Annotated in this window: 13 protein-coding genes; 2 read left to right on the forward strand and 11 right to left on the reverse strand. The window is 69.7% G+C overall.

What is annotated here, in order from left to right; translation table 11 throughout:
- Window positions 1-2: 2 nt before the first annotated feature.
- The 11 genes from IT359_03810 to IT359_03860 all read right to left on the reverse strand — a co-directional run bounded on the left by IT359_03810 (window position 3) and on the right by IT359_03860 (window position 16,781).
- Complete coding sequence (locus IT359_03810; protein MCC6928099.1) at window positions 3-677, reverse strand: hypothetical protein; 675 nt, start codon at window positions 675-677, stop codon at window positions 3-5.
- Window positions 674-1,636 (reverse strand): hypothetical protein, encoded by a 963-nt coding sequence (locus IT359_03815; protein MCC6928100.1) that lies wholly within the window; start codon window positions 1,634-1,636, stop codon window positions 674-676. The genes IT359_03810 and IT359_03815 overlap by 4 nt, the downstream gene beginning before the upstream one ends.
- On the reverse strand, window positions 1,633-2,877 hold the full coding sequence (locus IT359_03820; protein ID MCC6928101.1) for a hypothetical protein: 1,245 nt from the start codon (window positions 2,875-2,877) through the stop codon (window positions 1,633-1,635). Before IT359_03820 ends, IT359_03815 begins: the two co-directional genes overlap by 4 nt.
- Entirely contained in the window at window positions 2,874-3,380 is a 507-nt protein-coding gene (locus IT359_03825; protein MCC6928102.1) for a hypothetical protein, read from the reverse strand. Before IT359_03825 ends, IT359_03820 begins: the two co-directional genes overlap by 4 nt.
- A gap of 2 nt (window positions 3,381-3,382) precedes the next feature.
- Entirely contained in the window at window positions 3,383-3,880 is a 498-nt protein-coding gene (locus IT359_03830) for a hypothetical protein (protein MCC6928103.1), read from the reverse strand.
- Between the two features lie 18 nt (window positions 3,881-3,898).
- Window positions 3,899-5,332, reverse strand: coding sequence for a hypothetical protein (locus IT359_03835; GenBank protein MCC6928104.1), 1,434 nt, complete (start codon window positions 5,330-5,332; stop codon window positions 3,899-3,901).
- A gap of 102 nt (window positions 5,333-5,434) precedes the next feature.
- Entirely contained in the window at window positions 5,435-6,334 is a 900-nt protein-coding gene (locus tag IT359_03840) for a hypothetical protein (GenBank protein ID MCC6928105.1), read from the reverse strand.
- Window position 6,335: 1 nt separating this feature from the next.
- A complete protein-coding gene (locus tag IT359_03845) occupies window positions 6,336-6,932 on the reverse strand; it encodes a hypothetical protein (GenBank protein MCC6928106.1) in 597 nt (198 codons plus the stop codon).
- Window positions 6,933-6,942: 10 nt separating this feature from the next.
- Window positions 6,943-10,560: a hypothetical protein gene (locus IT359_03850; GenBank protein ID MCC6928107.1), complete on the reverse strand. Its 3,618-nt coding sequence runs from the start codon at window positions 10,558-10,560 to the stop codon at window positions 6,943-6,945.
- Window positions 10,557-13,436: a hypothetical protein gene (locus IT359_03855; protein MCC6928108.1), complete on the reverse strand. Its 2,880-nt coding sequence runs from the start codon at window positions 13,434-13,436 to the stop codon at window positions 10,557-10,559. The genes IT359_03850 and IT359_03855 overlap by 4 nt, the downstream gene beginning before the upstream one ends.
- Window positions 13,437-13,448: 12 nt before the next feature.
- Window positions 13,449-16,781 (reverse strand): hypothetical protein, encoded by a 3,333-nt coding sequence (locus IT359_03860; protein ID MCC6928109.1) that lies wholly within the window; start codon window positions 16,779-16,781, stop codon window positions 13,449-13,451.
- A gap of 270 nt (window positions 16,782-17,051) precedes the next feature.
- Between IT359_03860 and IT359_03865 the strand changes: the two genes are divergently transcribed.
- Both IT359_03865 and IT359_03870 read left to right on the forward strand, forming a co-directional pair.
- The gene (locus tag IT359_03865) at window positions 17,052-17,741 is read left to right on the forward strand and encodes a response regulator transcription factor (GenBank protein MCC6928110.1); all 690 of its coding nucleotides are present in this window, start codon (window positions 17,052-17,054) and stop codon (window positions 17,739-17,741) included.
- A gap of 111 nt (window positions 17,742-17,852) precedes the next feature.
- Entirely contained in the window at window positions 17,853-18,200 is a 348-nt protein-coding gene (locus tag IT359_03870) for a hypothetical protein (protein ID MCC6928111.1), read from the forward strand.
- Window positions 18,201-18,469 lie beyond the last annotated feature (269 nt).

An 18,469-nucleotide genomic window follows, 5' to 3' on the forward strand; every position in this document is an offset into this window, starting at 1 on the left:
CGTCAGGCGGGGGAGAATTGTGTCATGCCAGCCAGCGAGATCTGCGCCCCCTTGAGCGACGCCGCGGCCTGCGCCTGCGCGTTCACCTGCAACCCCTTGAGGTCGAGATTCTGCTGCGCGGAGATCGTGATGCTCCCCTGCGCCTCGAGCGTGAGGTCGCTCCCGCTCTTGATCGAAACCGACGTCGACGACTCGATGTCGACGCTCCCGTCGCGATTCACTTCCAGCTTGGTGTCGCCGTACACAACGGCCAGTTTGTCATCGTCCATGGTCAGCGTGGCACCGCTCGGCAGCTCCACATGCACGCGCCGCACGCCGGACGCGGCGGCGTCGGGCACCTGGTACACGATTTCATCCCCCGTCGCCTTGGGCGGGTGCTGCTGGTAGTCGTACAGCGACCCCACCACGATGGGAGAGTTGATGTCACCGTTGACGAAGACGACGAGCACCATGTCGCCCACGCGGGGAAGTGCCGCGAGTCCCAGCCGCCCCACCGCCACCGGCGCCCGCAGCAGCTCCACATCGCTGGCCGGGAGCTTGATCCCCACCTGGTGGTTCTCCTTGCCCCCGTCGTCGCCCTTCGCGAAGACCTGGGTCACGATCCCCAACTCGGGAAAGCGACGCCGGTCGTGCTCCTCACGCACCAGGGCACGCATGGTGGCCAATGGCGACGTCATGCGGCGGCTCCTTCCACGCCCAGCGTGGTGGCGAGGCCGCGCGAACCGTCGAGCCGGTGCGTCACGGTGCGCACGCGCCAGCGCGTCGCCGGCGCACCGTCCACGCCCTCGAGCGTGAGCACGTCGCCGGGGCGCACCTTGGGCGAGCCCGAGGTGATGACGACCCCCTGCACAGTGCGCCGGCTGCGCCGCTGCTGGCGTGCCGTGGCGACGGCATCGGCCGCGTCGAGCGTGCGCAGCGCGCCGGCGATAGCATTGCCGATCGCGCCACCGGCGCCGCTCGCCGAGTCGCCGCGCAGCCAGTGCCATTGCGCCGAACCCGACTCGCTCGCCGCCCCGTAGGCGCGCGCGCCGCGCGCGTCCGGCTGGGTGTACCCCGCCAGCTGCCACTGCACGAGATCGGCGCCGCGGCGCAACGTGTGGACGTTGGGCGCCGCGTTCACCGGGACGAATCGCACGCCGCCAGTGGCACTCGACCCCACTTCCGCGCCAATCACCGCTGCCAGCTCGCGCAGGTGCGACCAGATGGTGCGCTGCACATCCACGGCAAACCAGGGAAGACGGAGCGAGGCATCGATCTCGTCTGCCTGCACGGAGCCCAACATGTCGCGCACGATGTCGCCGACGGTTTGGTCTTCCCAGCTCTGCGAGCGACGGTCGCGCGAGAGCTTCGCGGTGTGCGATAGCGCGTCGATCACTACGTACCCTTCACGCACCTCGGCGCGCGTCACTTCGCCTGCCGACACGTCCTCGAGCGCGTCGCGTTCGCCCATCGCGAGGGCAAATGGATCGCCCGGGGCGAGGTTCGCCAGTTTCGAGGTGGACCAGAGGACGGCGCGCATCGCGTCGTGCTCTCCGCCAGACGCAAGGCGCGCCTCCACCAGGACGACGCCGCCTTCCGCAGAGGTGAGCGAACGGCTTCCCGAGGTGAGTTTGGCGACCGGGTGACGGATGATCATGATGCCACCTCGTCCAGGTCGAGCCCTTCGTTGCGCGCCGCACTGTCGAGCGTCCAGGCCAGCTCGTCGCCACTCAGCGTCCAACCGCGCCGCGTGGCGTGCAGCTGTTGCAGCATCGGGGCGCGCTCGACGTCACCGCGCTCGATGGCCGTCGACAGCTCCGCGTCTCCCGACTGTTCGGCCGCCCAGCGTGCGAGCCCGCGGAAGCCGCCGGCCGGGGCGACCGGTTCGCTCATTGCCGGCATCGTCACACCGCTCCGCTCATCACCGCGCCGCGACTCAGCGCGCACGCCACTGCGCTCGCCGTCGCGTGGTGCGCTCCCCCGCATCGCAACGCCGCCCGAAGCGGACGGACGCCGCTCGCGCGCGTGATCGTCAGTTGCAACATTCCGAGTCGTGAACGCCTTGTTCGCCCGCGCATCGTACTCCTTCGCGCCTCGACGCTCGAGGCGGCGCACCAGGTTGGTCATGGCGTCGATGGCGCCGAGCGCGTCGCGCACCCTCTCACGCGTCGTGGCCTTGTCTCGCGTAGCCTGTCGCTCACCTTCCTTGGCGCCTCGTGACGTCGTAGCGTCCTTGTCGAACTGCGACAGGATGCGCGCGACTCCAGCGGCAGACTTCGCGACCTCACGCACCACGCTGCGCGCCACACCTGCCGCGTCAGTCTTGCGCCTGACGGCGGGCGTCCTTCCGAGTGCCATCTGGCGGCGCGCGACGTTGGCGAGCAGGTCGCCGAGCAGCTTCGCGAGACGCTCTCCCTCGTTCTCCTTGCGCGTGGTTTCGTGCTCCATGGCCCGCGAGGTCCTCGCTCGCTCCTCGCCGGCGGCACCGAGCTCTGGTCGGGCTGCGCGCTTCTCCTCTTTCAACAACTGATCTACCCTGTGCCACTCGGCCACCGGTCCGCGCGGGTGGCCGGCTTTCTCCATCTCGTGCGGCGCAGCGCTCGACACGGTGCTCGACGAGCGTCGGCGCGGCGACGCGGCGCGCTCGTCGTTTCGCGCCTCACTCGCGTCGCTCGACTCGTCGGCATGCGCATCGATCGACGAGGGGAACTGCGCGATGTCGGGAACCGCCGTGAGGACCTGCGTCGCGCGCGCTCCCTGCTCCACGATCGGCGGGACGAGATCCCGCGCGATGCGCACCAGTCGCTCCGCCAGCTGCTCGTCGTGACGGACGAGCGCCAGTGGCGCCCCGCCGGCGGCGAAGAGCGAACGAAGCGAGGGGAGCGGTGCGCGGCTCATGCCGTGGCCACCGGGCGCTCTTCGCGCGACAGCATCTCCAGGTAGAGCAGGACCTGCCCCACCGTGAGCTCGGCGCACTCGTTCGGTGTCCAGCCGAACTCGCGCGCCAGGATGAAGCACGCCTTGGCGAGCGGGGCGCGCACCGCTTCCTCGAGGTCGTCACCGTCCACGGCAAGACCGCTGATGGCGTTGACCTGCTCGGTGAGGTACTGCGCGACGCCGGCGGGGAGCGATGCCACCTGTTCCACCGTCATGGCCGGTGACACCAGCGACTGCTGCACCATCAGGACGCTGGTGAGGACGCGCTGTTCACGCGCGGCGCGCACGGCGCGGTCCACGTCGCGCACCTGCAGCGGGCGCAACACCACTTCCCCCGCAGGCACGTCGTCGTTGGAGTGGCCCGCGGCGGCCGGCGTGCGACCGAACAGCGCTCCCGGTATCTCCACCGTGAACGTCGTCTCGCTCGACGCCAGCAGGTCGCTGGCCGACAGTCGGCGGGCCACGGTCAGCTCGCCTTCTTCTCGTCCGTCTTCACCCACAACGCGCGGAAGTCGACATTCTCCATCACGAAGTCATCCTCCGGGAGCGAGTAGTTCCACGCGCTGAGCTGCACCCCCATCACCGTGACGGTGGCAGGATTGTCGGGATCGGCGGGGTTCTTGAGTTCGACGCTCAGGTTGAACGAGGGCCCCACGAAGGCGCCCGCCGGGCGCGCGTCCGCGGCGTCGCCCAACATCAGGCGCAGCAGGGCGCCGTTCACGTAGGCGCGCTGGATGCTCCCGGTGACGTTGAGATTCCCCGGACGGATGTCGGTCGCGAAGCGCTGCCCCAGCTCGTGGAACGCCCGCACGTCGTTGGTGACCTTGATGGTGACGCCGGTGCAGCGCCCAACCGGCGTGAGCGAGAAGGTGTCCGACACTTTCTTGGCGGCATCCCCGGCGGGACCGCTCTCGAACGCCACGGAGATCGTTCCGTCGGCGCCGTGGTACACTGTGGTGGCCATGTGCGATGCTCCGTCTGGTTATTGAAGGTTCATGATGACCTTGATGACATCGATCGAGAACGTCGGCTGCAACGTCATCGTCACGATGGCCTCGCCGTTGATCTCCTGCGCGCGCGTTGCGGTGACGGCGAGCGTGTAGCCCGTCAGCATCTCGTCCAGCACCATCCCCGACAGGAAGCCATCGAGCGTCGCCTTGAGCGCGGCGCGCACGCGCGAGTTGTTGAGGCGCCCTATGTACGGATTGCTCCCGCGCCGCACGCCCTCCTTGGCAAAGTCGACGATGCGGCGCACACTCACCTGCTTGAACGGGCCGTCATCGGTCGTGATCCCCTTCACGATGCGGAAGCCCAGGTCCTTCCTCACGGCGAGGACGCGCGAGTTCACGAGCCCCTTGAGCTGGGCGCGCGTGTACTCGGGGACGAGGCCAGCCACCGGGAGGTCCTTGTTGGTGAGCGAGATGTGCGGGGCCAGCGCCGCCATCTTCCCGGCGATGAGTGCCGCGGTGTATGGGGGCGGGAGCGTGACGACCGTCGTCTTCTCCCCCGCGCGCGCCGGGTCATCGGCGCGGATGGCCGGCGCCACGAAGACCAGGCGTCCGTTGCGCAACGAGGTCGCCTCGCTGTTGACGGTACTGGCGTCGCCGTTCGAGGCGCCCAGCACGCCGATGCGCTCGTGCGCGGCGTTCTCGGTCGCCTCGAGATGGGCCAGGAGCGGCGCCGAGGCCGTGGCCGGCCCCTCCCCTGCCACCACGACGATGTTCACCGTCGCCCCCTCGAGAAGGGCCAGCGCGTCGGCGATGGTGGTAGCGGTGGCGGGATTCCCGTTCCCCGCCCCCGCCTTGGATTGCGCGACGGTGCCGGCACGCGGCCGCTTGGCCACGTCGCCAGCTGCAACGACTCCCGCCGTGGCAATGCGCGACGTGTCGTTGATCGCCGCCGCCAGCTCGCCGGCGCCGGCGCCGCTGAACGTCTCCTTCTCACGCCCGCGCGTGAGGGTGATCGTTGCCGGCTCCCCCTGGGCGTCGGTGACCGTCACCACGACGCTGTTGGCCCACGTCCCCCTGGACGTCGCGGTGAGCGTGAAGAGCGTGGCCGGGCTGTTGCCGCCAGCTGCATCTGGGATGCTCCACTCCGCCGAGTCCATCCCCGCCCCGTCGATGCGTACGGCGAGCACGGTGGAGGCGCCGCCGGCAAACAGTTGCTGGCAGGCGCGCGTGAGGGTGAGCGCGGCGGCCTGCGCGCTGGTGGCGTCGGGCCAGCGGTCGGCTGCCCCAAAGGTGTCGAGCACCTCGCTGTAGCTCCCCAGCGTCACCACCTGCCCCAGCGGACCGCGTTGCGCCGTGCCAACAATGCCGACGTTGCCAGTCGCGATCCCTCCCACGCCTATCAAGCCCTCGGCCCGCACGTCGATGTACGTGCCCGGGAGGATCGTCTCGGTGATTGTCTCGCTCATGTCATCTCCTTGTGGCCAGGGCGTGCCGTGTGGTGCGTGGGTGGTGAGGGTGCGATGCGACGCTGGGTACGTCGCGCGAGTGGGGCGTGAAGGGTGGAGGCATCAACCGGGTACCGTGATGACGTCGCGCACGATCGCGCCCGTCGCGCGGTCGGTCGTGATTGCCTCGAGGCGCGTCCTCACCGGGATGCGCCGGATCACGCCGCCTGACGAGTCGGCGCGGTCGATGAGGTGCTGGTACTCGAAGGCGAAGGTCGCCGCACGCCGGAAGTGCGCGACCGCCTGCTGGGCGGGCGCGACGTTGGCAATTGGCGGGCGATGCGCCGCCACCCCTAACGACGTAAGGGAGATCGAGAGCAGGAGCTGGATGTCGTCGCGCGCCTCCGGGCCCTGGAGGCGCCGCACCACGGAGGCGCCCAGCGCCTGCGCGTCGGCGGCGCTCGCCGCACAACAGTCGACGCGCAGCGTCCCCACGATGCGTTCCGTGCGCCGCTCCCACTCCCCCAGGAAGTACTGCAGCTGCAACGTGCCGGCGTTGGGGAGCGCATCGCCAAAGACCAGCGTCCCCGTGAGCGCATCGGCGCGCACGTCTCCCGCCTGCGGCGCCCCCGGCACCACGGTGAACGTCGACGCGCCGAGCCGCACGATGAGGTCGACATTGGCCAGTGCCCCTTCGCTCCCGTCGGCACGCACCTGCCCACCATGCGGCATCACGAGCGAGCGACGGTCGGCGCTCAACAGCGTGAACGTCGGGTCGGTTGCCAGTACGGGGTTGGCGAGATCGATCGACGTCGCGACCGGGAGTGCGCCGTGCATCAACTCGCCGCGATCGCCGAGCCCCACGCGACGCCGCTCGGTGGCATCGAGCGACAAGACCACACTCGGCAGGTCGCCGGCGGCGAAGGGATCGGTGACCCCGATGCGCGACGCGGCTACCACGGGGGAGAGCGGCGTGGCGGCGAGGTAGGTGGTGACTGCATCGAGGAAGGCGAGTTCGGCCATGTCACGCCCCCCCGAAGAGCGACTTGAGGGGTGACAGCACCTCGCCCAATCCGCCTAACGCCGACTTGAGCGCATCGGCCCCCGGCTTGATCGGGGCCACCACATCCCCCACCTCGGGGAGTGTGTCGACCATGGCGGGGAGGTCGAGCGCGTCGAGCCCGAGCTCGGCGAGCGCATCGAGTTCCAGCCCCAGCTCCGAGCCAAGGTCGCTCGCCGGCGCTGGCGGCGCGGGTGGCTCGGTGAACTCGCGCAGCACAATGCGATAGAAGAAGGTGTCGGGTGCATCGGCCGACTCCTCGAAGGCCAGCGCCTCGATCCAGACTTGTTCGAGCTCGCTCTCCTTGGCGATGTCGGCGACGAAGTCGACCGGGGCGCCGGCGAGGTATTGTTCGCGCACGTCCTTGAGGAAGGTGTCGCGCGCGTCGTCGCCGGAGAGCGATCCCTCGATCTCGATCACCAGCGCCCCGCGCCCCAGGTCCTGGTGCAGGTCGCCGGAGAGTCCCGGCACCTCGAGCGTCACCAGGCGCCGCGCCTCGGAGGCGCGGATGCGGGTGATGCTGGGCGGGGACCACCCCCCGATCATCGGCCGGATGCGCATGTCCCCTCGTTCACGGTTGGAACGCCAGGGCACGCATGGCGGCGTTGTTGCCTAACGCGCCGCCATTGAAGAAGCGCCAGAAGCTGTCGATCCCCGTGATGTCGACCAGGTCGGGGAACGGGTCGAGCACCGTCGTCCCCGCCGCGTCGGTCACGTTCGCCATCGCCACGAGGATGATCCCCTTCTGCCCGGGCGCGTTGTCCGGGTCGGGGTCGTTCGCCGGACCGGCGGCGAAGTTCATCGGGAACTCGGCCACGGCCCACCCGCCAGCGGGGATGTTCGTCAGCGTCGCCGAGGGGATTACCTCGCGCCAGTTGGCGCCATCCGGGCCGGGAACACCCAGCGCGACGCGGGGGACGATGAAGAGCCGCACCACGCTGCGCGGGATGGGCTGCTGCGTGCGGTTGGTCACCCGCACGTAGACGAAGTTGCTGCCGCCGTGCGCCACGTCGCCCGCGTGCGCGTCGGTGAGGTCGACGAACTCATTGGCGAGGCTGGCGGCCGGCACTTGCGCCTGCCGGACGATGATATCGGGGCTGCGCCCCCCCCACGCCACCCCTCCGCGCTCGCCGCGGTCCGAAGTCACGTCGCGGATGAGGATCGTGTCGCGATCCACCCCCGCCACGTGCAACGCGGCCCGCCGCTCGCCGCGCACGAAGGCGTCCACCGCCCCCGCCGGGACGTTCGCCAGCGCATCCTGTCCGCTCGTGGCAATGGCGAGGAAGGCGATGTTCGTCGTGATCTCCAGCTTCGGGATCACACGGAACGCGACGACGTGCGGCTCACCGGGTCGCAGTTCTCCCTCGGTGATCTTGTCCGCCTTGGTCCACGGTGACCCGGCGCCGGGGGTGCCGGGAAAGTTGAAGGCCGCGTCGATGGCCGGGACGGCGACCGGGTTGCCGGCGTCGGCATAGTAGAGATGCACGTCGACGTTGTTGGCCACCGAGTGCCCGCGGTTCTGCACCTGCACGTAGACGATGTTCTGGTCGCCGACGAGCGCGCGGTCGGGGACGAGCACCTCGTCGAACTCGGCGCCGTCGATCTGCTCGCCGAAGTTCCACGCCTCGGAGCGCTGGTAGCGCGGTGAGTCGATGCGGATGTCGATCGCGTGCGTGACATCGACGGGGCCGGCGGGGGTCGGCGGTGCCGCTGGCGCGGCCGCCCCCACCGGCGGACGCGCGGCGATGCCGACGCGCGGGTCGGCGCCTAACGTGTTGGCCGCCACGTACGGACGTCCATCGTCGCCCGCGTGGTTGCGGATCACGAGTCGCACGGGGGGGAACTGGAATGCCGCGGGCGTCACCCCGGCGAGTGACACCTCGAACGCCCCGCGCCCCAACGTCGCGCAGCGCAGCGTCTGCGTGACGGCGTGTGTTTCGAGGTCGGTGATGGGGACGAGCGGGAGTCCCTGGCTGAAGGTGCGCCACGTCGGGTTCGCCCCCGCACCCGGCGCCATCGATCCCACGGCGGGCAGGTCGCGCGCCACGTAGACCCCCGCCGCCGTCCCGATGAAGAGCGTGGTCTGGCTCGCCGGGTCCCACGCCGCGGCAAGGTATGGGCTCGCCGGGAGCCCGGTGTCGACCTGGTGCCAGTTCGCGCCGGTGTCGTGCGTGATGTGCACCTGCCCTCGTGCACCACCGTTGAGTGCAGTCGTCACCGCCACCACGGCGGCGTTGGCGGGATGCGCCGCGATCGACGTGATCGGAAAGCCGGCGAGCGTGAGCGCGCGCGTCCAGGCCGGCCCCACCACGCCGCCTCCGACGCTGGAGGGGAGTGCGCCCGCCAGGTGCACCACCTCGCCCCGGTCGCCCCCGCCCCACACGTGGTTGCCATCCGGGGAGAAGGCGACAGTCGTCACGTTGGACGCTGCGGGGATCCCCGTGTTGGCCGTCGCGATGTTGAAGCCGTCGCTCGTGAACTGGAGCACCCCGGTCGACCCGTACAGCGCGAGATCGGGCGTAGTCGGGTGTGCGGCGAGGGCGCGCACAAAGAAGTTGGTCGGCGCCTGGATCGCCTGCGTCTCGTGATACGGCGCGAACTGGTTGTTAGGCGGCGCGAGGTCGACGAGCGGAACGATGTGGAACGCCGCGACGCTGAAGGTGGAGACGTCAACGCGATCGGCTGAGCCCTGCCAACTGCTGTACATCCGATACGGGCTCGTGGGGTGCCATGCCATCGCCCCGCCATCGCCGCCGTCTATCGAGTACCAGGACGGCCCGCCATACGACACGAACGTCCCGTTGTCCTGCATCCCCCCGCCGCAGAGCCCGGGGAAGGTGGCGTGCGAGGTGATGTCGAACAGCTGCGCCGCCACCACGCCATAGCTCCGCTTGCGCCACACCGGCGCCGCTGCGCCGATGTTGTCCGTGGTCGACATCCCGCCGTCGTTGCACACCCACACCCGCGTCGACCCGGGCTCGAAGACCGTCGCATGGTGATCGGCATGCTGCGCGTGGTCGCCGTTGTCGTAGCGCGTCCAATCCATGATCCGCGTCCACGGCGTCGCCCCGCCGTCGGTGGTGCGGAAGAGATCCGTCGACCCCGCGATGACCATCGCCGGGTTGAGCGGGTTCACCGCCAGCGACAACGCATACCAGGCGATGCGCGTGCCGGGCTCCGGCGAGTTGGCACCAGCGACCGAGGCCCAACCCACCCCGAGGTTCGTCGACGTGAAGAGCGGCGTCGGCCGATTGCTCGCCGCAGGCGGCGCGCCTACCGGCGTCGTGTCCTGCATGATCGCGTGCGCCGTCGGCACCGGATTCGTCGGCCCCCACGCCACGCGCACGATCCCCACCATCGCCGGCCACGGCGTCCCCACCGCACCGGCGGTCGTCACCTGCCACCCTGTCATGCGGCGGTTGCGACGATCCCACGTCCCGATCGCGGTCCCGATCCCCTGGATCCCGACGAGGAGGAAGTACTGGTTGTTGTTCGCCGGATCAGCCGCGAGGGCGACGTCGGTCACCGTGCTCCCCGCGGCGACGCCCGTGATCGCCTCGGCGGAGAACGAGTTCCCATCCAACCGCCACAGCCCGGTGTCCGACGCAATCCACGCGCGGCGCGCGTCGTTAGGGTCGATGGCAATCTTGAGGTAGTGCGCCGCCGCACCGTTGCCGCCGCTGTCGGTCACCAGCCGCGTGAACGACGCCCCGCCGTCCTCCGACCGGAAGAAGCCGATCCCTCCCGGGTACGGGAGCGGGAGGTCGCCCGTCCCGACATACAGCACGCGCCGGTCGGCGGCCGACCACGCCACCGCCCCCACGGCTCCCACGATGTCGGGAAGCCCCGCTTGTTCCCAGCGATAGCCACTCGTCCGCGAGATCCACAGCCCGCCCTGCGCCGAACCCGCCGCCAGATGCAACGGGAGCTTCTGCGCCAGCTCGCTGGCCGTGGGCTGGCGAAACGCGACGCAGCGAATCGCCCCGCCCACGTTGCGCGGACCTAACGGGACCCAGCTGCTCGCATTGGCGTCCGGCGTCGCGGTCACCGCCGCGCGCCGCGCCGCCTCGGTCACCCCGGACAGCCCGTTCGGGGTCGTCCCGAAGTGGCGCGCGATCTCGCCGGCACGCTCCTCGCGCGCGTCCTCGTCTTCGCGCGGCGCGAACGGGTCGAAGTCCTGGCCGCTCATGGCGCCGCTACCACGACGCTCGGCGCCGGCATGTCGAACAGCGTCGCGATGGCCTGCGACAGCTCGAGGTTGGATGGCTCGTTTGCACCGGCGCTGTGCAGCGCCGCGTCGGCGGCGCTCTCCGTCTCGTCGTCCACCACGCGCAGCCATTTGCGCAGCGCAGGAATCCACCCCTGTTGCCGCAGGATCGTCTCGCCAACGCTGGCCCCGTTAGGCACCGGCGCGCCGCCGGTGACGATCTCGCGCCACTCGTCGACCAACCGCCGGTCCAGCGACCAGTTGCGGAAGGTGCGCGTGACCTTGGTCAGCGACGCCTGCGGGATGGCGCCGCCCCCCTGCAACGTCATGCGATCGAAGCTGTCGACGCGCGCCTCGATGGCATCGAGCGTGTGCGACGCCGCCCCCATGGCCATGATCGCGCCGAGGTCTCCCGCCAGCTCCATGATCGAGTCGCCGCGATCGCGCGCCGCGTGCGGGCGCGCCACGAAGGTGTAGCCGCGACCGATCTCGTCGCCTTGCCCCAGCCGCTCGTAGGTCGCGCCGTTAGGCTGCGGCGAGAATGCCGACGAGATCACCATCGCCAGGTCGGACTCGATGCGCGTCACGATGCGCACGTTGCCGTTGATGACGACCCGGTCCCCCTCGGCGAAGAAGAAGCGGAACGACGTCCCGGTCCCGCTCAGCCGGTTCCCGTCTCCCGTCACCGTCCCCGGGCCGCGCACCGTCTCCGACTCGCGCGGGTCGAACGGGGCGGGGCCGAAGCGGTCAAATCGCACCGCCTGCGCACGCTTGGGGGCGTGGAAGAGCTTCACGCTGTCGCCGTCGTTGGCCCCCGTGAGCTGCGCGAAGTCGGCGGCCGCGCTGCTCAACACCGACTCCGGCGCATCGCCTTCATCCCGCTGCTTGAGGTCGCCCATGTCGGCGAACGTTGCACCTGGCGGGAGGCTCACCGCCTTGTCCTCGGGGATGGCCAGCGCGCACTGCAGCCCGTTGAAGCCGTGCGAGGCGAAGGCGGCCGGGAGGTACGTCGCCAGCTGCTCGAGCGTCATCGGCGTGATCGGGGCGGGGACGATCGTCGGCGCGCTGCCGTCGATCGCCGTCACCACCTCGAGGTGCGTGCGCCGCGAGCGGATGAAGAGCGTTCCCGCCCCCGTCCACCACACCTTGAGCAGCGGACGCACCCCGCTGGGGAAGTGCGCCTCCTGCACGGTGTCGTCCCGCTGGCCGCGCAGCTCGAAGAGCGACGAACGGTCGAACAGTCGCACATGGTGCGGGCGCAACGCCGGGAACGGCGCCGGCTTCTCGGGGAGCTTCGCGTCGCGCAACGTGGCCGGAAGCGCGAACAGGAGGATCAGCGCCACGACACCGATGATCGCCGAGAAGACGATCCAGAGCACCTTGCCTGCATCCTCGCTCGCCTCGTTCCCGATCAACTCCGCAAAGAGGAGAAGGAGGAGTGCGAGTGCGCCAGCAATGATGAATGGGAGGGCGAAGATCAACGGCAGCTTGCTACGCCGGCTCTCCCCCCTGAGCGATTGCACCAGCGAGGCGATCGACATCGCGAAGCCGTACGCCGCGGGGAGCGCGAAGAGGAGCACCCAGCGCCACCCGGCGCCGATGTCGCCGTCGACGAAGAAGAATGGGAGGGCGAACAGCCCGGTGAACGTCGAGAAACCCGCTCCGATGAGTCCAGACGTCAACTCTCCCTCTGCCCCGCGCCATGTCTTCCCCGCGGCCAGGATCCCGATCGCCAGCGGCGTGATGCAGTTCATCGCCAGCGGGAGAGTGAAAACCTCGAACGCCGCACGCTCTCCCGCGTTTGGGATGCTGGTCTCGAAGACCTTCTTGCCGCGTGCCAGGGCGAACGCCATCGGCATCGTTGCCAGCAACGGGAGGATCGCGATCGAGAGGAAGCCCAGCCAGTGCCCGTACCCCCAGTCGTACAGGAGACCGACGCCGGCGTGGTTGAGCGTGCGATAGCCGTCTCGGAAGAAGTCCGCGTCGGGAGCCGGGAGCGTGAACTTGCTGATCTCCTCCTCGAAGCCGCCCAGCCCCTTTGCCCGTGCCGCTCCGGATCGGTAGGTCTCATCATACGCGTGCGCGTAGCCGGCAAAGAGCTCGGCGGGGACCTCGTCCACCGTCGGCCACCACGCGCTCCACGGCTGACCCTCACGGGGCCCCGGGCGGTTGTAGAAGGCGCGCGCCACCTGGCTGTCGAGCGAGCCCTCCACCTTGTCGTGCCCGAACTTGCGCAGCTCGGTGAGGCGGATGGCGTTGAACAGCTTCACCGTCTCGCGCGACGGGACATGCCACTCGACGTCGTTGATGAACGGGTGCGCGAGTACGTCGCCGGCAATGTGTGTGACGTGCCCGAGAATGTACGCCCGGATGCGATTCAGGTCGCGCAGGTAGGCGCGCGCGGCGTCGGCCCCATCTGACGGACGGTCGGTGAGCGCCAGCGACGCGCGACGGTAGAACTCGAGCGCCATGTCGGTGGAGCGCGAGTTGATCGGCTCGCGATTGCTGTCCGGCGTCCCCTTGTGGAGGGTGTCGAACCAGGTGGCCTGCCCCGGCGCGACGATCGCCGCCAACCCGGGAATGTCGGGCCCCATGGATCCCATCACCGCATAACGAGAGACCCCCTGCCCGAACCCCGCGGGCCACGCCGGGTCGCTGGGAAGCGCCGGGTTCACCGCCGGCCGGTCATCACCGTCCGACATGATGATGAAGGTCAGCGACGACAGGCGCAGGACGCGCAGCTCGAGGTCGGTCAACGGCCCGCTGGCAATCTTCTTCCACAGCAGGCGATCGCGAATGTCGCGCACGCGTTCGCGCGCGAGGAGCATGATCGCCTGGTGCGTGAGGATGGCTGGCATCGCGCGCCTCCCTCAGAAGCCGATGTCGACGGACACGCCCACGCCGAGCCCGTCGGTCGACGGGATCGCCTCCTGCAACCGCTTCAATCCGCCACGCAATCCCTCCACGCCATCGTGGATGTCCTGCGCCAGCTGCTGCAACGCGTCGAGCAGCGGACGCAGCATCGGTTCCACATCGAGGGCGCGCAACTGCTGGATGATGGCATCGAACAACTCCGACGCCGGTGCGAGGATGCGCTGCGCACTTAGTGTCCCTGGTGACTCCGGCGTCCCGATGAGTCGCGCGATGAGCCCCTTGAGCGCGTCGAGGATGCTGCGCACCGCCGCCAGCGGGTCGAAGGCCTGAAGTTCCTGCTTGAGCGTGGTGAAGGCGCCCAGCGTGGGGGCGAGCAGCGTTGCCGGGTCGAGCGCCAGGACTTGCTGCTTTCCCGCGTTGATCACGTCCTTCACTCCCTGCGTGAGTCGCACGAGGTCGAGCGAGCGCAGGAGGGCGATGAGGTCGTCGATGGCCTGCTTGACGGGATCGACGACCGAGGCGAGCAACGCCGTCGCGCGAGCGCGCACCGCGGTGAAGATGGGGACGACGATCGCCGCCAGGCGCTGCGGACTCGCCACCTCAAGCACTTCCGTGAGGATCGCGCCAATGCCATCTCCCACGCGCTTGATCCCCAACTGCCGAAGGAAGCCAAGCAACTGGTCACGGAGACGGGCGATGGGCTTCGCGGCCGCCGTGATCGCCGCCGCGGTGACGTCGACCCGCGACAGCTCCAGCTGCAAGAGCGCCGCCGCCGGCGCGTGCGCCGCCCCCAGGTCGGTGGAGAAGCGTGTGCGGTTCTCCTCGAGCGCGCCAAAGCCGCCGTCGCTCCCGCGCCGCGTCACCGCGCCGTCGAGCGAGAGGCGAATCGGCGACCCCGCGGGGAGCGCAGCGAGCGCCGTCGCCATGTCGCGCAGCCCACGCGTCACGGCAACGGTCGTCGCGCCAAGCTCGATCGCCGCCGTCGTCGCGATCGCGTCGTCCACCGCGCTCCCGATCTCCCGCGCGCGCGCGGTGAGTCGCGGCGTCACGCCACCGTCTTTCCCGCTCATCGCATCGAAGACGGTCGCCCAGCTCGTGGGGCGGCGCCGGCTCCCGTCGCCGCTCAGCAGCGCGCTCACCACCACGCTCCCCCAGGCTCCCATCGTCGCCGAGTCGAGGCGCGCCAGCTCCACCTTCGCCACGTCGAAGCCGTTGGCGATCATCGGCTCCAGGCGCGACGGATCGAGGAGGTTGATGAGGCGCACGGCCTCGCGCTCCAGGTCGCCTAACGACTTGGACGCCACCTCGAGCTTGAGCGTTGTGATCACCGCCTCGCGCACCTCCACCACGCGCGCCTGCAGCGGGGCAATGAGCGCATCCGGGTTCAGCGCGTCGAGCTTGGACGCCGCCTCGGCAATCACTGCGCTCACCGGCGCCAGCGCCGCCGCCGGATCCACGCCATCCAGTCGCCCCTTGAGCGACGCCAGCGCCTCGTCGACCGGTGCCAGCACTCCTGACAGATCGAGCCGGGCCGCCTGGTCGCGCACCGGCGCCAGCTCGGCGTCGATTGCCGGGGCGAGCTTCGTGGGATGCAGGGCATCGAGTTCGGTGAGCAGCGATTCCAGCGCCCCCTGCACCTCGGCCATCGCCGACTCCACCGGCTGGGCAAAGGGAAGCGTCCCATCTTCCTGCAGCTCGAACCAAGACTCCACTTCGCTCGCCGCCGCATCGATGTTGAGCGAGCGAATCGGCTCAACCAATGCGTCGAACTCCGCCTTGATGTCGTCAGGCAGGAGGACGACGGGGACCGCTTCCAGCACCGATGCCGTCGTCTCGATGGCATCTTCGGCGGTGTTGAAGTACGGCGCCACCGCCGCCTTCTCCATCACCGCGGCCACCTCGCGCAGCTTCTCCTGCAGCTCGCCGACCGCGCGATCCACGCCGAGTTGTTGCACGAAGGCCGCCGCATCGCCAACGAGCGATTGCAGCGCGGCCATCGCCGCGTTCACCGCCGTCTCGGCGGCATCGAGCGCGGTCGTCGCCGAGCTGGCCGCCGTCCCCAGCCCCGACTCGATGGCGGCGATCGCATCGCCCATCGCCTGCATCGCCGCGCGAATCGGTGCGGTCGCCGCGTTGATCGCGTCGGCGAGTTCGCCAGTGGGGAGCGCTTCCACCAGCGCCGTGACCTGTCGCGTTGCCTGGTCGGCCGCATGTACCAACTGGTCGCTGAGCTGCTGCAGTTCGTGAATAGGGGCGGATACCTTCTCCATCAACCCGGCCACCGGTGCCCCAACCTTCGCGACGTCGAGCGACTCGATCTTGGTCGCGAGCCCCTGCACCTCCCGCTCCACCATGCGCAGCACGGCGTCGAAGGAGTCGGCGGGCGCCGGCGGGAGCGGAATGGTCAGCGCTGGCATGAGTCGGTCGACCATGGCTCCCACCGAGCGCCCCGCCGCGACGAGGTCCACTCCCTGCGCATCGGCCAGGCCAGCGCGCACCTCGGCGAGAATGTTGTCGAGGTCGGCGTGCAGCAGCGTCGACTCGGCAAAGGCGAAGCGTCGGGCTACCGACTCGCGCGCCAGGTCGACGCGCGCCAGCGCATCGCGCCCCGCGCGCTCCGCTTCGTCCATCACCGACGCATCGCTCGCGGCGGCTCGCAAACGATCGACTGCATAGTCGAGCGACGCCTGCACCATCTGCAGCTCGGTGAGCGTCTCGTCACGCGAGAGCTGCGCGCGCAGGAGGCGCGCGAGTCGCTCACCCTCGGCCAGTGCACTCTCCACGCGCATGAGCCCGCCCAGCGCACGCAGGATCGCCAGCGCTGCCGGGAGGAGCGCCTTGAAATCATCGATGTACTTCGTGTCGCCCCCGAGCAGCGACATGATGCGAGTCAGGAGTCCCATCACCTGACGACCCTGCGGCGAGGCGCCGAGCGTTGCCGAGAGCTGTTCGAGCAGCAGGTCCACGCGCGACCCGCCGTTGGCCGATATCGCTGTCTTCGCCTGGTCCAGGACGCCACGCACCGCCGTGTCGATGCTGCGAAGGTCGACCTCCTCGAGGAGGGCGACGAGCGACTCGACCTGCCTGACGATGGCGCCGGGATCGGGGAGCCCGAGGGGTGAGGCGGCGAGTTCGGAGGCGATGCGCTCGGCGACGCGGGCAAGTGACGAGAGGTCTATCGATGCGGAACTCGCGATGTCGCGTACGCCGTTGGCGTCGACGGGAGTGGAGACGCCGCCGAGGGACGCGTTGGCCCCGCGGAGATCGGTCGTGAACGTCGACACGATCTCCGACGCGTTGAGCCGCGTGCGGAGTTCCAGCAGGGACAAGGGCGCGCCTCGGGGGAGAACCGAGGGGAGATCATGTCCGCGGGCGCGCGGCGTGCGCATGAGCCTTTCGGTTCAATAGGGGACCAGCGTGGGGCACGAATGTGCGACACGTCACAGGTGCGTCGCGCGTCGAATGGTCGAGCCTGTCTTGCATTATCGATGTAGTGCGCATGTGGCCCGCATGCCACACGGTGGACAGCGTCGCGCGCGCCGCGTATGCTCGCTGCCCGGTGGTTGGACCCGCAACGCCCCTCACGCTGCGACCGTCAGATGCAACACCGCTCTCCCTTCCCCGACCCGCTCCCCGACCCCTGCCGTGCTTCCGCGCCGGTGGGAGTGCTGGTGATCTCGCCCATTCGCCTGTTGCGCGATGGGATCGTGGAGCTGCTCGCGCGCCGGCCGTCGGCGCCGCTGCTGCAGGTGGCCGCCACGGGTGACCAGGCGTTAGGCGCGCTGGACGATGGCGTGGCCTACGTGGCACTGCTCGACGCCGGGATGGTCGACGCTCACGCGCTCGCGCGGCGCCTGGAGCGGCATTCAGCGGTGCGGGCCGTGATTGCGATCGCCGTTTCGCCTGACGACGTGGCGTCGCAGGTGACGCTCGCCGAGTGCGGGGTGCGCGGCTATGTGTCGCACGACGGGTCGATGGAGGAGCTGCTGGCTGCCACTGACGCGGCGCTGCGCGGCGAGTTGCACTGTCCGCCGAGGCTCGCCGCGGCGCTGGCGCGGCGCCTGGCCACCGTGCGCGCCGGCCAGGCGGAGGGCGTGGGCGCGCTGAGCCATCGCGAGCGCGAGATCGTGCAGCTGGTCGACTCCGGGATGTCGAACAAGGAGATCGCCAGCCGCCTGCACATCGAGATGGCGACGGTGAAGAACCACATGCATCACATCCTGCACAAGCTCGGCGTACACCGGCGTGGCGAGGCGGCGGCGGCGTTGCGGCGGTGGAAGACCGCCTGAACCGCAGCGACCGCCGGATGGACGGGGTGCTGAACCCCTAACCATCCCAAGGATTCATGCGGCGCGCTCCCGGGGCGCGTAACCGTTGCCTGTTCACACCCCCCATGTGGGATGGCCACAGGCACCGTCGTGCTGCACCCTGCTCCGCCGCTGCTGCGGGACCTCGTGTACCGCCTCCTCGAGCCTGGCTACGAGGTGGTGGACATCGCCGAGTGGCGTGCCCGTCAGGCGCAACGTCCCGGGGCGGCTGCCCCAATCGCCGACGACGTTCATCTCGTGGTCGCGCCTTCCGGCGCGCGCCCTGAGGATGCGGCGTTGCTCGCCCGGTCCACGAGCTTTCCCACTGTCATCATTCTCGGTGGCAATGGGCGCTGGGGGGTGCGGGTCGAGGGCGGTGCGGTGCAGCGCGTGCTCGTCGAGGTCACGCCGGAGGCGTTGCGCGGGCTGGTGCGGGGGTGATTGCAAACTCTTAGGACAACCAGAACCGCGACGAATGCCAGGATTGCTGCGAATCATCGTCGAATGGCTTTCTAGCTGGACGGCAAGACAAGCGCGCGAAAGCGCTGGTACGGCGAGCAGTCAACGAAGGGCAACGACGAAGTGCCTTGAACACGGAGGACGCACGGAGGCACGGAGGACCACGGAGAACAACAGTGCCAAGGTCTCCCCCGTGTACCTCCGTTCCTCCGTGTGTCCTCCGTGTTGAAAGCTCGTAGGAAAACCAGAAC

It is taken from the genome of Gemmatimonadaceae bacterium, from assembly GCA_020852815.1.
In the GTDB taxonomy this organism is placed as follows: Bacteria; Gemmatimonadota; Gemmatimonadetes; order Gemmatimonadales; family Gemmatimonadaceae; genus SCN-70-22.